This is a genomic window from Paenibacillus sp. Y930 (assembly GCF_056786375.1).
In genome coordinates this window covers 467,662-481,392 of the sequence record NZ_JBXCIX010000002.1, presented here as the reverse complement: position 1 = coordinate 481,392, position 13,731 = coordinate 467,662, and the positions used below count along the sequence as shown (strand labels likewise).

General features: G+C 33.2%; 14 protein-coding genes. All 14 read right to left on the bottom strand.

Going from position 1 to position 13,731, the window contains the following annotated elements:
* Positions 1-185 precede the first annotated feature (185 nt).
* From AC1TO5_RS07600 to AC1TO5_RS07535, 14 genes are read right to left on the bottom strand one after another with little or no spacing between them, the layout of a single operon-like run.
* A complete protein-coding gene (locus AC1TO5_RS07600; protein WP_482062197.1) occupies positions 186-770 on the bottom strand; it encodes a 4'-phosphopantetheinyl transferase superfamily protein in 585 nt (194 codons plus the stop codon).
* Positions 767-3,010: an FtsX-like permease family protein gene (locus AC1TO5_RS07595; protein WP_482062196.1), complete on the bottom strand. Its 2,244-nt coding sequence runs from the start codon at positions 3,008-3,010 to the stop codon at positions 767-769. Before AC1TO5_RS07595 ends, AC1TO5_RS07600 begins: the two co-directional genes overlap by 4 nt.
* A 6-nt stretch (positions 3,011-3,016) precedes the next feature.
* Positions 3,017-3,718, bottom strand: coding sequence for an ABC transporter ATP-binding protein (locus tag AC1TO5_RS07590; RefSeq protein ID WP_482062195.1), 702 nt, complete (start codon positions 3,716-3,718; stop codon positions 3,017-3,019).
* Positions 3,719-3,730: 12 nt separating this feature from the next.
* Entirely contained in the window at positions 3,731-5,107 is a 1,377-nt protein-coding gene (locus AC1TO5_RS07585) for a phytoene desaturase family protein (protein ID WP_482062194.1), read from the bottom strand.
* Positions 5,094-6,434, bottom strand: a complete 1,341-nt coding sequence (locus tag AC1TO5_RS07580) for an aminotransferase family protein (protein WP_482062193.1) — start codon at positions 6,432-6,434, stop codon at positions 5,094-5,096. The genes AC1TO5_RS07585 and AC1TO5_RS07580 overlap by 14 nt, the downstream gene beginning before the upstream one ends.
* Positions 6,435-6,449: 15 nt before the next feature.
* Positions 6,450-7,166 carry an SDR family oxidoreductase gene (locus AC1TO5_RS07575; RefSeq protein ID WP_482062192.1) on the bottom strand — a complete coding sequence of 239 codons (717 nt, stop codon included), beginning with the start codon at positions 7,164-7,166 and terminating at the stop codon, positions 6,450-6,452.
* Positions 7,163-7,891 carry an SDR family oxidoreductase gene (locus AC1TO5_RS07570; protein WP_482062191.1) on the bottom strand — a complete coding sequence of 243 codons (729 nt, stop codon included), beginning with the start codon at positions 7,889-7,891 and terminating at the stop codon, positions 7,163-7,165. The genes AC1TO5_RS07575 and AC1TO5_RS07570 overlap by 4 nt, the downstream gene beginning before the upstream one ends.
* Positions 7,885-8,895, bottom strand: coding sequence for a beta-ketoacyl synthase N-terminal-like domain-containing protein (locus AC1TO5_RS07565; protein WP_482062190.1), 1,011 nt, complete (start codon positions 8,893-8,895; stop codon positions 7,885-7,887). The genes AC1TO5_RS07570 and AC1TO5_RS07565 overlap by 7 nt, the downstream gene beginning before the upstream one ends.
* A gap of 13 nt (positions 8,896-8,908) precedes the next feature.
* Positions 8,909-9,337: a 3-hydroxyacyl-ACP dehydratase FabZ gene (gene fabZ, locus AC1TO5_RS07560; protein WP_482062189.1), complete on the bottom strand. Its 429-nt coding sequence runs from the start codon at positions 9,335-9,337 to the stop codon at positions 8,909-8,911.
* Complete coding sequence (locus AC1TO5_RS07555) at positions 9,297-10,355, bottom strand: BtrH N-terminal domain-containing protein (protein ID WP_482062188.1); 1,059 nt, start codon at positions 10,353-10,355, stop codon at positions 9,297-9,299. The genes fabZ and AC1TO5_RS07555 overlap by 41 nt, the downstream gene beginning before the upstream one ends.
* A gap of 13 nt (positions 10,356-10,368) precedes the next feature.
* Positions 10,369-11,655 (bottom strand): BtrH N-terminal domain-containing protein, encoded by a 1,287-nt coding sequence (locus tag AC1TO5_RS07550; protein ID WP_482062187.1) that lies wholly within the window; start codon positions 11,653-11,655, stop codon positions 10,369-10,371.
* Complete coding sequence (locus AC1TO5_RS07545; RefSeq protein WP_482062186.1) at positions 11,648-12,199, bottom strand: hypothetical protein; 552 nt, start codon at positions 12,197-12,199, stop codon at positions 11,648-11,650. The genes AC1TO5_RS07550 and AC1TO5_RS07545 overlap by 8 nt, the downstream gene beginning before the upstream one ends.
* Positions 12,180-12,593 (bottom strand): acyl-CoA thioesterase, encoded by a 414-nt coding sequence (locus AC1TO5_RS07540; protein WP_482062185.1) that lies wholly within the window; start codon positions 12,591-12,593, stop codon positions 12,180-12,182. The genes AC1TO5_RS07545 and AC1TO5_RS07540 overlap by 20 nt, the downstream gene beginning before the upstream one ends.
* A complete protein-coding gene (locus tag AC1TO5_RS07535) occupies positions 12,580-13,728 on the bottom strand; it encodes a hypothetical protein (protein ID WP_482062184.1) in 1,149 nt (382 codons plus the stop codon). Before AC1TO5_RS07535 ends, AC1TO5_RS07540 begins: the two co-directional genes overlap by 14 nt.
* Positions 13,729-13,731: the final 3 nt, after the last annotated feature.

The window sequence follows — 13,731 nt, the reverse complement described above, 5'->3', positions numbered from 1 at the left end:
CTTGCGAAACGCCACAACCACGTTTGGACTCGTAAACTAAGCTTTATTCCGAGCCTCATTTTCAATAATAAGACATCATTGTAAAATTCAAATGTGCTTTATGTAATAAGTTTGTAAATTTGAAAACAAAAAAACAAGATGCCGGAAGCTAATAGCCTGCATCTTGTTTTCTGTTGATCGCTCTATTAAATTCCATTAAATGTATTTATTCCGCAATTCATAGCTTTAGAGATAGATTGTTTTTTTTCTTCAGTCCATGCTTTCTCATGGGCAATTGTAAATGAGAATGTCTCATTGATACCTAAACAAAGTCGTATACTAGCTTTAGGTGAAACAAAATTGCTCGACATACAATTATTGTTTAACACTATTGATTGAAAGCCATAGTCTAGACCAACACCGTAGTATTTACCATATGCTTCTTTCAGCGTCCATAGCGAACTTAGTTGCACTTTACTCGATAGCTCCCCAACATGTTGTGTTAAGCTTTCCATTTCACTTTCAGACGCTATTAGAGTACCGTACTGCTGTTTGAATTTTGCATGACATTCAATATCAACCGAAGCTTTAAACTGTGAGAAATACATCATAATGTAAGGATAACTATAACTTACAGCATAGTTATACAAACTTCGCCTTGAACGCTGTATGATGTAATTTTTGAAGTAGTTTCTATCCGCTCTGCTTAACTTATTATTACAAGTAATTACCTCTACCAAATGTAGTTCATCGTTCGCGATAGAAATTATTTGATGGTTGATAATATTCATGTATTCATAAGGCTCATGAAATTTCTATCTTTAAAAATACTTCGTACAAAGATTGAAGCAATTAGGTAGAAGAATAGAACAGCACTCATAGAAAGAATAACTATATAGATAATGCTAATTTCCATAGGAATATATAAGCTGCTTCCCTTGGAAATCATTCCAAACAATAATTTCCCTAGCAACATAAAGTAAGGAATAGCAACAACAATACCTAGTGATAGCGGATATAGATAACCATTAATAGATATTACAAATATCTCCTTATTACGATATCCCATTGCCTTAAATAATAAGATTTGGTCCTTGTTATTTTGTAGCATAATATATAGTGCAATACTCATCAATATTATGCTAAGTACAATGCCAATAATCAGTAAGATTAGACCTATCAATTGGTATTGATTAGTTGACTGCTTTACAGCTAACAACGTTTCTTGTAGCTCGTTTACAATACTAATTTGAGCCTCATGAAATGACGGATGAGTCAAGGTATCAATATATAATCCATCAAATTCAACAATTTCTTCGTTGAAAGTATCATTATAGTAACTTACAGTAGTGTAAACTTCATTCCCCTGTAAACCTTTATGAATACCTACAATCTCTGTAGCAATATACAAATCTGACTGTGATAAAGCCAGTTCGTCTCCTACCTGCAGATCATACTTATTAGCAAACCATTTACTAATAATTACGCCGTCACTCAATCGATTTGTAATATTTTTTCCCGTATTGTAGTCAATAAATTGAATAAAAGAATTACTTTCTCCTGGCTGTAAGATATACAATTCAGCTTCTTCTTGCTTCCCCTTATAATCAAATGCGTACGCCTTATTTCCGTAAGCTACATATTCACTAGATCTTTCAACATTTAATGTTTCTGAAAATCTAATATCATAAGAGTATCTAAATTGCTCCTCATAGGCCTGCACAATTCGTTGAGGAAATTCAAACATAGCAAAACTTAACAACAATTGTACTGCCAAAGCGAATCCTGTAAATATCATTAAACCTAAAACAAACGGATTACGTAATGCAAACTTATTTCTTAAGTTCAGTAGTTCATTTTTTCTAGTTGTTATTTTCAATAATACGCGCTTAAACTTACTATTTTTCTCATTACTCACGCCTCGAATGAGAGAAATTGGACTCTTTCTAAGCATAATGGCAATAAGTAACATGGAGCTGAACGCTGTTATGAAAACAAATATTATCGCGACAATTATGAAAAACAACCAATCATTATTAGATTCCAGATAAGGTATAATTCCATCTTGATTCATTAGAACAAATAGATCAGGTAAAAACAAAACGCTTATTATTTTACCTGTAATTATCGGTATTATTAAAATAATAATAATAGGCAGGAAGCTACTTATAATATGACGATTTTTATACCCTATTCCTTTTAATATCCCATAAATTTCTTGATTATCTTTAATCATTTTATAAACTAGCATGGCTAGCATCACTAGAACAATAGTCATCAAAACACCAATTGAAATACCTGCAATCATTTGATTCATCGAAATTTTCAGTGACAAGGAATTCATTTCAACGTTATCAGCTGCATATTTGATCATATAAAATTGTTCAGGATCTAATTCACGATTTGTTGCTTTTTCTGACCAAATTCCACCATAATAAATTTTCTCTTCAGCTTCAACTTGATTAAAAGCCTCATCACTCAATCCAACCAGCACAGCATGTTCTGGATGATATGAGCCAAATCCTTTCAATTTCATATTAGGTTGAATTTGTCCTGGAAAACCTGCTATACCACTAATTTCGTATGATTGATTAAGAAATTCATAAGAGTCACCAACTTCTAGTTGAAGCCTTGTCGCAGTATTAACGTCAATTACGATTTCATTTGCTTGACTGCTTGCTTTACCAAACAGATAGTATGGTTCGTTAACGAGATGTTGTTGCTTTAATATTTTATAGGAGATAGATTTGTCCGTAACTAATTTAAGATGCTGTTGTTCTACATCAAACTTATACGTTTCAGCATAATTGTTCACAGTCTCTTCAATAGACAAAGTACCATCTTGTTTCGGAATAAACTGAAAATCCTCTTGACTGTTAATCTCATAGATTTTTACAACTTGATTCATTTTCTCATTTAAGGAGATTAATGAAAAAAACAATACGCTCATAATAACTAATAAAGCCGAAATTGCTGCAAATAACCATCTGTTCTTCTGAAGAATATATCTAATTGTGTGCTTAAATAACATAATTCATCACCACTCAATCTCATCAATGGATAATGGAGATATTGTTGTATTCACTTCTTTAATCTTTCCGTCCTTCATGCGAATGACCCTGTTTGCTAATAAAGAAAATGCTTCATGATGAGTTACCATAATGATGGTCACGCCATTCTTCTTGTTCAATTCGAGTAACAATTGAATGACCATTTTTGAGTTTTCGATATCTAATGCACCAGTTGGTTCATCACAAAAGATTATTTTAGGAGACTTCACAATTGCTCTGGCAATTGCTGTACGTTGTTTTTGTCCACCTGATAACTGATTGGGGTATTTGTCCTTATGCTCTAGCAAGCCTACTTGCTCAAGAATAGTTGAAATAGAAAGCTGTTCTGAAGTTAAGTATTTTCCAACTTGAGTATTTTCGTAGACCGTTAGTGTTGGTAATAAATAATATTGCTGAAAGACTAAGGAGACATCTTGTCTGCGATATTCGCCGAGCTGCTTTTCTGTAAACTTAGAAAAGTTTTGTTCATTATATTGAATTTCCCCACTATATTCATTATCAAGTCCACTGAGCACATTTAGTAACGTAGTTTTCCCTGAACCAGAAGGTCCTAAGATTGTAACAAATTCTCCCTTTTCAATTCCTAATTTCACATTTTTCAGTACCGAGGTTGTTACATCACCATTAACATATTGTTTATTTAACCCCTTCACTTGAAATAACGACATATTCTCACACTCCTAAACTTTTGTCTTTTCTAAGCTTATCTGATTTATAAAGTTTGAGACCGTTAATAGAGAACCATATACACCAAATGTACTTGACCAATGCCCAACTACATATACGTTACTCCAATATTGTTGAATATCTTTGAATATATTGGAGTGTAAATTTCCTTTCATATCTCGAATCCATCCAAATACTGAACCATTTGGATTTAACGTTACTAATTCTCGATTTTTCGGACCTATAGCCATTACAAACTGTAACTCTTCTTCTCGTAACTTCAAATAATTGATAATGAATTGCTTGAGTAACGGTTCATATTTTGAATGAATATTATTCTCATCAATAGTGTCTCTTACAATCGTTGCCATTATATTAATTTGATTGGGATCTTTATTTAAAACGCTAACGATGTAGCTTGCGATTTCATCGTCCTGTTCATCTAATCTGTTTACATGATTATGAACAATAATTTCTTGGTGTGGCATAGCAATATTCGCTCTATAATAGAAACGGATTGCTGATGAACCAACCCTCATGTTTTCCAATTTATTCAGTAATTTCATTTGCTTTGCGTTTTGATTACCAATAGACTTTAATAGTTCTATCGGATAGCATGCTAAAACAATAGAAGAGGCTTCAATCAAATGTCCATTTTTCGAAATTAATGTATAACTTTGACTCTCATAATTGATCTTTTCTACTTGATACCCACATTCAACCCTGTTATCGGTTGAAGTGATATACTTTATAAGTTTTTGTACAATTTCTTCACCATATGATTTGAAATAATACGTACCATTTCCATATGTAGCGAGTAATGAAATAAAAGTAAACGCAGAGTCTTCCATATATACATCCGCGTAACTTGGTCCGATCGCTGATAATACAGCTTTAATTGTTTTATTTTCAAAGTACTTATCTAAGTATTTTTCAAAGGAAACAAATACAGTTTCCATAAATATTTTCTTAATACGATTTTCGTCTTCTGAGTTTAATGTCTCGGTAATTTCTTGTAGATCATTTATAAAGGAATCAATAGCTTGATGTTCATCAAAGTACTTTTTAAGATCTTCCCCCATCTTATTCAGGAACAAAGACAACATATACTCTTTATTGTCGTAAATAATTTTGATTTCATCTGCAGCAATTAAATATTCTAAAATATTGATATTCATTTTCGAAAATAGCTTATTCATCTTTTCAATATTTGGTATTGCAATATGATGTGCTCCATAAGGTACTCTATCACGAGAAATATTTTTGAAATAGCCTCCTATACTAGATGAGCTTTCAAGTAAACATACACTTTTGTTATTGAGAACTAATAATGCAGCTGTTACAAGACCCGAGATTCCTCCACCAACAACAGCATAATCATATCGCTTCATAAGTAATGACTCCCTGAAACAAAGCTAGCGTTTTATCAATTGCATTAACAATGAAATGAATTTCATCTTCATTAATCGTTAACGGTGGTGCAACAATTAAACTACTGTTTCCATCTGGATATAATAATAAGCCATAGCTAAGTAACCGCTTAGATAGCAAATGGGCAATTCCCCAACCTTTCATCATGGGGACCACAACGTTATCTTTAAAATTTATACTTAATAATAATCCTTTTCCCTGTAAATTATGGACAAATTCATATTTAGAAAATGCAATTGTTAGTTCTCGCTTTAATATATGCCCCATTCGTAATGAGTTTTCTACTAGTTGATTCTTTTCCATATATTGAATGGCAGCTAACGAAGCTCTACAAGCTACTGGATTCCCAGAGGTTGTAAATCCATTCGTTAGTTCATTTTCATCCGTAACTTTCCCAAGAAACGCCTCATAGATTTTATTAGTAACACAAACAGCACCTAATGGTACATGTCCGCCGCTTATTGCTTTTCCAAGTAGTAACATATCAGGTGCAACGCCTAGTTGTTGATAGGCGAATATACTACCTACTCTACCAAAACCTGTTGCAATTTCATCAGCAATCCAAAGAACCTTATATTGATCACATAACTCTTTTAATTTTTGAAAGTATAAGGCAGGAATAACTGTAGCTCCATTAGATAATTGAACAATTTCAGTAATGACAATACCTATATTGCTATTTTGAATTAGTTTATTTTCCAAAATTGCTATATACTTTTCTACTTCCGATTGCATCAGCTTCTCTTCTACTTCATGTTCATCGAAAATAGGTATATGCTCACTACCAATGTTCAAATAAATTCCTCTATTATCATAATCATTACCTGATAATAGTGTCGCGTAGATCGTTGATCCATGGTAACAATTTTCGAATGCAACAGTATGACAATGCTCAATCCCTTTTGTTCGATGCACATATTTCATAGCAATCTTTAATGCAGTTTCAACAGCTTCTGATCCACTATTCGTAAAAAACACATGATTAAAATCTTCATTTGTTAATTCACATATTTTTTGTGCTAATTGAATCGAATTCGTATTTGATGACAAAAAAAGACTATTGTTATCCAATACCGAATATTGATCAATAATGGCTTCAACGATTGATTTATTGTTGTGACCAAAACTTGCATTTAAGAGACTAGAGACACCATCATAGATTCTGTGATCATTTTGATCATACAAGTAATTCCCATCGCTTCTTTTAATAATAAGAGGTTTGTTCTTTATGTATTCATCCATTTGAGTGAAGCAATGCCACACTTTATGTACATCTGAATTATTCATCTATACCCTCTTTCCTTAACGAATGCTGTAGCCACCATCAATAACGATATTTGCACCATTAATGGAATGGTTTTGTTTCAATAGAAACAGTGTTGTATCGACAATCGTTTCAATGTCCACCGTTTGTTTTTGTAATCCATGTAAATAATGCATCCATTTTTGTGAATGTAGTTGATTTTTTATGTCAGATAACATAGGTGATTGAACAAAACCTGGAGAGATCACATTGGATTGAATCATCTTCTTACTGTAATCTTCAGCAATAGATTTCGCGAATTGTGTAAGTGCGGCTTTCGAGCAATTATACGCAATCATTTCCGGAGCAACTACCTCTGAAAATACTGAAGAAATAAAGATCAATTTCCCCCCACCTTGTTTCAAAAAGATAGGAAGAAGTGCATAAGTTAAGTAAGCTACACTATTGAAGTTTATATCCATAACTTTTTGGAACTGCTCGAATTCCATACTTAAAAAATCACCGACAGCAAACGTTCCTGTTGCATATATAACCGCAAAAATATCATCTTCCTCTATTATTACATTATTAATAAATGCATTTACTTTGGAGTAGTCGGTAATATCTAACGAGAAAAAGTGAGTAGCTATTGAAAGCTGCTCGGATACTTGATCAATGGAGTAACATTGAAATCCTTCCGTTTCCAATTTATTGATAATAGAAGAACCAATATACCCTTCTCCACCAAAAACCAATATTTTTTTAATGATTGTCATCCCGTTAATCCACCATCAACAACAATATTTTGCGCTGTAATATAAGAGGACTTCTCACTTAATAAAAACTCAACCACATTAGCCACTTCCTGTGTCTGACCAAATCTACTTAATGGTATATTTTTCTCATATTGATTGCGTAGTTCATCGGACAATTTCATCGTCATATCTGTCTGGATATATCCTGGAGCTATGGAATTAACCCGAATTCTCATCGGTGCTAATTCCTTAGCTAATGATTTTGTTAGACCGATTAATCCGAATTTTGACGTACAGTAATTGGTTTGACCGCTCACTCCTATAACACCAGAAACAGAGGTTACAAATACAACAGAGGATATTCCCTTATTTTTCATAAGTAACGGAATGATAGCCTTCGTCATTTTATATGCACCCAACAAATTGATATTTAATACATTAGTCCACGCTTCTTCACTTTTCAGCAACATAAAACCATCATCTGTAATACCCGCGTTATTTACAAAACCATCTAATTTTTTGTGTGATTTTACAATGCTTTTTATTTGTTCATCCTCAAACTCTGTGCCTAGCTGTAATTGAAATCCTTTAACATTCTCATGCTTCGCTTCCAGTTCTTCAGCCAGTGATTTCGAACCTGAATATGTAAATGAAACATTAGCCCCTGATTGAGCTAAAGTTTCAACAATTTGTAGCCCAATTCCTCGTGATCCACCTGTAACCAAAATGTTTCTATTATTTAGCATCGTTTATCCCTGCCTATGACTACGGAATTGAAGTTCATTGAAATATCCATATGATTAATAATAATTTTTTGAATGGCAGCATTGTTTTGCATAATATGCAAACAAAGCGCGACTGAAGCGACTAAGTTAGCGCCAAATATTTCTCCCAGATGTTCTTTCAAATTAATCGTATTGTACAGGTTATTCTCTTGTAACACTTCTTGTTCAATGCTTTCTAATTGAGATCCCGCTCCACACACTACAACCAAATCAATTTCATTAAAATCTTTTTTGATGGCATGAAATTGATCCGCTAGTTGCTTTTTAACTTTCGTTTGGTCGATCTCTTCCAAATAAGGATTATGCTCAAAGCTACAACCATAGCTTTTATAAATGTACCCTTTTGCAGGCTCACTTGAGTTTTCCGATACTTTCCTTACAATTAAACCAGCCCCACATTCAGAAAGTGGCGTTTTCAAATATTCATGATAATGTAGCGTAAATTCATCTTGTAATTGTTGTGAATATTCTTCCACCGCTCCAACAAAAATATAATCCGAATTTCCTTGCCTCATTAATTGATTCGCATAGCTAATTGGATTACTTCCCATTAGAAACGTACTATCACCTTTAAAACCATTGATAATACATAAGTGGCCTAAGGCCGCATTCGTTACCGTATTAGCAAATAGTGTTGGACTTACAAAATCAGGATCACCCTTCAAAACACTTTTTGCAAAATTAATGTTAGTATCTAATGGACCATAGGAGGTATTAATGATCGTTCCAAATCTATGCAAATCTAAGCTCGGCAACTCCAATTCGGCATCTTGTAAGCTAAGTTCTGCGGTTTTTAATAACATTTTGGTATATTGCGATGTGCGTCTCAATACTTTAGAATCGATCTGACTAAACTTAATGGGGCCGATGTTTTGACTGTCTACTGCGGACATTTTTTCTTGTAATATTTGCTCAGCTTCAGTCCCATACTTATGAATAATTCCACTTCCAACTATTTCTAACATCGTCCATCCTCCCTTAATGTTTAAAGTAATATTGTAATTTCCCTTTAGCTACAACCGTATCTTTAACAAATACTTCGCACTTTACCTCAGCAAAATTAACAATTGAACTAACAAGTGCGCCCTTGATTACTAACTGATCGCCCGGCTTAATTAATTTAATAAACTTGAAATCTTTAACATTACTCAAATAAGATTGAGGCATGCTTTCATTAGATTGTTCCTTATAAAAAACAAATCCGCATATTTGTGCAGCTGTTTCAATTAGTAATACACCTGGGAAAATAGGATCATTGGGAAAATGTCCGGTTGTCCACGGCTCGTTAATCGTAATATTTTTGATACCCTCTACACTTTTCATGTAGTCAATTTCGGTAATTTGATCCACAAATAAAAAAGGATATCTATGTGGTAATGAGTTCAAGATAGCTTCTCTGCTCAGCATAATATTTCTCCCTTAACAAAAAGTCTATTTTTTCTATTGCTTCTTTTTCATAGCTATAAATACGTTCTGTCGTTTGACGGAGTAATTCAACTAGGTTCTCTTCTCTACTCTGAACCAATTGGTTACAAAGATCTGATAATAGCTTCCATTGTTTAGCTGAATCTGAATATAATTTACTGAGTTCTATAAATTCTTCTGGCATACTTAATTTTTTGGAAACAGTTTTTATATATCGACTATATATTCTTCTGAAATTCCCTCCACCGGTACCTAACTTTTCTAATAAAAACGAAACCGTGTGTAAATCGTTTAATCGATCTTCTCTATTTAACTTTACCCAGTTGTTTATCTCTTTCAAAAACAATCGAATACCTTCTAATCCTAATTTAAATGCAAATGGGTTTTTCATACGATTATATACAGTTTCTAATGAAGTATAGACACTAATTTCGTCATAGCTGTACTTCTTCGGTAATGTCAATAATACTCTCCATCCGTTTTTAGGAGAGATGGAAGAATTATCTAACGACCTGGCTTTTTCATACAATGCAATAGGCACTGTTTGATACTCTAACCAGCGATGATCAAGCAAATAGACATTCTCATCGTCATATCCAACTAAAATTGCATTATGCAAACCAAATCGAAAATCATCACTAACATAGTTTTTGAAATACGGTAAGTACTCAACGTTCAGATCGACTATCACTGGAATTCCTTTTTCCAAATAAGCTTTGTTTTGATTCCATGTCGTCACAAAATCATCTGAATATCCTTGTTCAAACGTAATTCCTAATAGAAAACTTAAATTGAACTCCAAGCTTTCATTTCGACCACTAATAAAGTATCCTTCATCTTTATAGTATTGATATATAAATCCTAAACCAGAAGACAAACCAAAGATTTCTGCCTCAGTAATATCTGTATTTAAGGTTGTACTTCTCATAATGGTTGTTAAGGACGTTGTACAGCAATTGACTCCTATAGCGTGATTATTTATGAGATTTTCTAATTTCACTACAAATCACATCCTAATTAAAAATGATAACGTAGTAATAGCGTCCATGACTCTCCGTGTATGACCATGTATTAGAATTATATTTAACTAGCTGATTTTTCATTTCATCCAAAATAAAAATACAATCACCATACTGTTCATAAATTGCAGCAATATCGGAAAACTCATTAGTAGCTTTACTCTGATGATGACAACCAAAAAGATTTAAATAGGTAGTAATCGTTTGTAGATTCAATACATCGTTCGTTTGGTTAATAAGGTCTATATATTTACTACTTTCTTTATACAAGAAAGAGATATCTAACAATAATCGATTACAAGTTTCTTCTAGATAAATGATCTCATCGAGTGATTGAAGTAAAGTTCGCATATTAATATCATTCTGATTCAATGTATTCAATACTTCTAAAGCAAACTTTCTCCACTTATTGTGAAGTGACTTGTATTTTGCAATAATCGTGTTCCATTCTTCTGTTAATTCATATTTCTCTGCTAGTTTTTTTAAGTAACGAAGATAGTGCTTGCGAAAGAAACTTCCTCCACCCGCAGAAACACAAAAATAATAAAATAATAGAATGCTTCTTTTTCTGTCCTTCATATCTGAATTTTCTATCATGTTGGGGAAATTCGCTCTAAAGTGATTTAAGGCTCGAAGACCTGAGTAGGGGTTCTTATCATATAAAAATTGAGTTGCTGTCAATTGAATCGATTCCAAATGATCTGTCAATGTTGGCTCGCGAAACTCAGTTGGCTGTTGAAAACAATGGATTCTTCCTCTTGCAGGATTAATTGCAAGCTCAGTTGGAAACATCGCATCAATTAGAATAGCTCTATCAATCTTTGTAATTCCGGTATGAAAATTATCATATATGTGAATATATTGATCACATATGTTCACAACATTAAGGACGTGATTCGACTCACCTTCTGTAATCGTAGCCATCAAAGTGTCTAATTCATTATCACTATAATAAGAAAGTAACGCCTTAATCGACACTTCAACTATAACGATCGAATATTGTTCAATAGACTCACGTAACATTTCAATGATTTGTTCTCTATTAGAAAATTTAACTTCATATGACATATTAAATCTGCTTGCTAAATTTGAAAAAGCATTAAAATTAGCTCCAGTAAAGATATGTGTAGGACCTGATAAAGGTAAATTCGAAAAATGATATTGGAAATCAAAAGATGAGCTTAACCCAAATAGCAAATCTTCATCAAAAGAAATCCCCTTGTCTTGTAATACATTAGAAAACGTTGCAATAAAGCAGGATGGGTATCTTGAGTTATTCATCACTCTCACCTAATTCCTTCATTTTCATATAATGATTGATTCTCATCTCATAGGTTGGAATTAGCTTAGGTTTGAACATACCTGGAAAGTTAATTAGTATAAATTCATATTCTAAAACCATTAAGTTGCTCAACGATATACGGTAATAGTCGTTCGTATATGGATGAACAATAACTAGCTCGTCCATTGATTCATTAATCCCTACACACACGACATAAATAAACTCGTCCAATTCCTCATCATCAGAAAAAAATATTTGTCTCGATGCTCTAACTAATGGTATTGATATTCGCATTTTCAAATTTCTTACCAGATACTTTTTGAATTCCACAGCCGATACAAAATTAAATTGTTCATAATATGCGCCAATACCGTAACATAACAATTTGTATGGATCTACTACACTTCTGCTACTATGTAATAAAGAAACCATTCTTTCACTTGGAATATTCATATACTGCAGTAAGATACTCATCGCATGCAAAGAGGCCTTTGAAGTATGGTTTTTTTTATCGATTTCCTTCTTAAAGTATATCGTCTCCACCCTTTAGCACCTCCAAAAACCAACTTGGAAACTCATAAACTAATTTGTCATCAATCAACATGACATGCACACTTTTTCCAGCCGCACATAACTTACTTTCATTATATAACTCATAATGAAAAATGATTTTTTTACTCGGACTTACTTCAAATTTAATTTTCACTTTTAATGGATTACCCGTATATGCTACGCTTCTCTTATACTTACAAGCGTTTTCTATAACTGGGAACTTCACGTCCTTATGACTCATCAGCTCTTCGTCAAAAAACAATTTCTCCTTAGAAAAGCTATATCTTGCATCTTCAAACCAAATAAAATAAGATGCATTATGAAAAATCCCATATGCATCTGTATCTGAAAATCTTGGTACAAATTCATACTCATACTCCATCATTTAGAACATCCAATCTGACTTGTGATATCGTCCGAGAATGGTAAAGTAGCATTGCAGTAAACCACGCGTATCCCCAGTAACTATAGTCGGATTCATTCTTCGATTTTTTATAAATTTGCATCGCATCCTTAGCCGATAAAGCCCATCGTAATCCTGTGCCACTCTTGAAGCCATAATAATCTTGATATTGCTCTGGAGTTACAACCCGCTCAATGACAACTTCTGAAAACCATTCTTGTAAGTAGTGCTCCGCTGCAACTCTAACGTTGTCATTTACTAGGTTATACGGAACAGCTATATCCAGCTTGCAATAAGCTCCCATATGCTGATAGCTCATCTTCATTGGCCAAATGATAGAGTTGTATGCATAGCCATCTACATCGACACTTGTTAGAATGGGATGAGTAAGCTCTTCACTTTCTAACCGAAATACACAACTGAAATAGGTATAATCATTAGCTACTACTTGAGGAATATTGAGGTCATCGACGAATGTTATCGTATTAGTGACATCCATATGTATTTCTTGAGCTAACTCACTTTCTGAGTTTACTAATTCCCAAAATCCTTTAATTGAATGAAGATCAAAAAATTGTCTCGTTAAGTAACCCGCCATTGTATTAAATCCTACATTACCGTTATAAGGTTGAAGTAGACTTATGATGGCTTGTAGCTCCGCATTTTTCACGGTACTACTAACGATATCCATAAAATCTTTATTTGAAAATTTGATTAGCTTTTTGTACAGATAAATTTTTTCGAAACTCATCCCATCCTGTACAAATTGGTACCACTCTTCTCCGATAGAAGAAATACTTTCGAATAATTGTCTAATGGATTCAGCCTCATCTGGAAATTGCTCAGCTAACTGTTCAACAAACTGGGGCATTCTATTAGAATACTCAACTCTAACTCCCTCTCGATAGATAGAGAACGTTTCTATTCTTTGTACATCATATGTATTTTCGTGATTCGTAATTTGAAAAAACTTTCCCATATAACCATTCATATCATTCGAATAAAATAATGGATACATGTTGAGTCTTGATACGTTTTCCTTTTCGTCATCATTAATCGCTTCAGAAGTCAGTAGCATATTTAACATTTTCTTTTGTAAAGGATTAGCTAACAGCACAAT

Bases quoted from the DNA above. Each gene is read 5' to 3' on its own strand.
- AC1TO5_RS07600 (WP_482062197.1), bottom strand. From the start codon at position 770: ATGAATATTATCAACCATCAAATAATTTCTATCGCGAACGATGAACTA.
- AC1TO5_RS07540 (WP_482062185.1), bottom strand. From the start codon at position 12,593: ATGATGGAGTATGAGTATGAATTTGTACCAAGATTTTCAGATACAGAT.
- AC1TO5_RS07585 (WP_482062194.1), bottom strand. From the start codon at position 5,107: ATGAAGCGATATGATTATGCTGTTGTTGGTGGAGGAATCTCGGGTCTT.
- AC1TO5_RS07575 (WP_482062192.1), bottom strand. From the start codon at position 7,166: ATGACAATCATTAAAAAAATATTGGTTTTTGGTGGAGAAGGGTATATT.
- fabZ (WP_482062189.1), bottom strand. From the start codon at position 9,337: ATGCTGAGCAGAGAAGCTATCTTGAACTCATTACCACATAGATATCCT.
- AC1TO5_RS07550 (WP_482062187.1), bottom strand. From the start codon at position 11,655: ATGAATAACTCAAGATACCCATCCTGCTTTATTGCAACGTTTTCTAAT.
- AC1TO5_RS07590 (WP_482062195.1), bottom strand. From the start codon at position 3,718: ATGTCGTTATTTCAAGTGAAGGGGTTAAATAAACAATATGTTAATGGT.
- AC1TO5_RS07570 (WP_482062191.1), bottom strand. From the start codon at position 7,891: ATGCTAAATAATAGAAACATTTTGGTTACAGGTGGATCACGAGGAATT.
- AC1TO5_RS07595 (WP_482062196.1), bottom strand. From the start codon at position 3,010: ATGTTATTTAAGCACACAATTAGATATATTCTTCAGAAGAACAGATGG.
- AC1TO5_RS07580 (WP_482062193.1), bottom strand. From the start codon at position 6,434: ATGAATAATTCAGATGTACATAAAGTGTGGCATTGCTTCACTCAAATG.
- AC1TO5_RS07565 (WP_482062190.1), bottom strand. From the start codon at position 8,895: ATGTTAGAAATAGTTGGAAGTGGAATTATTCATAAGTATGGGACTGAA.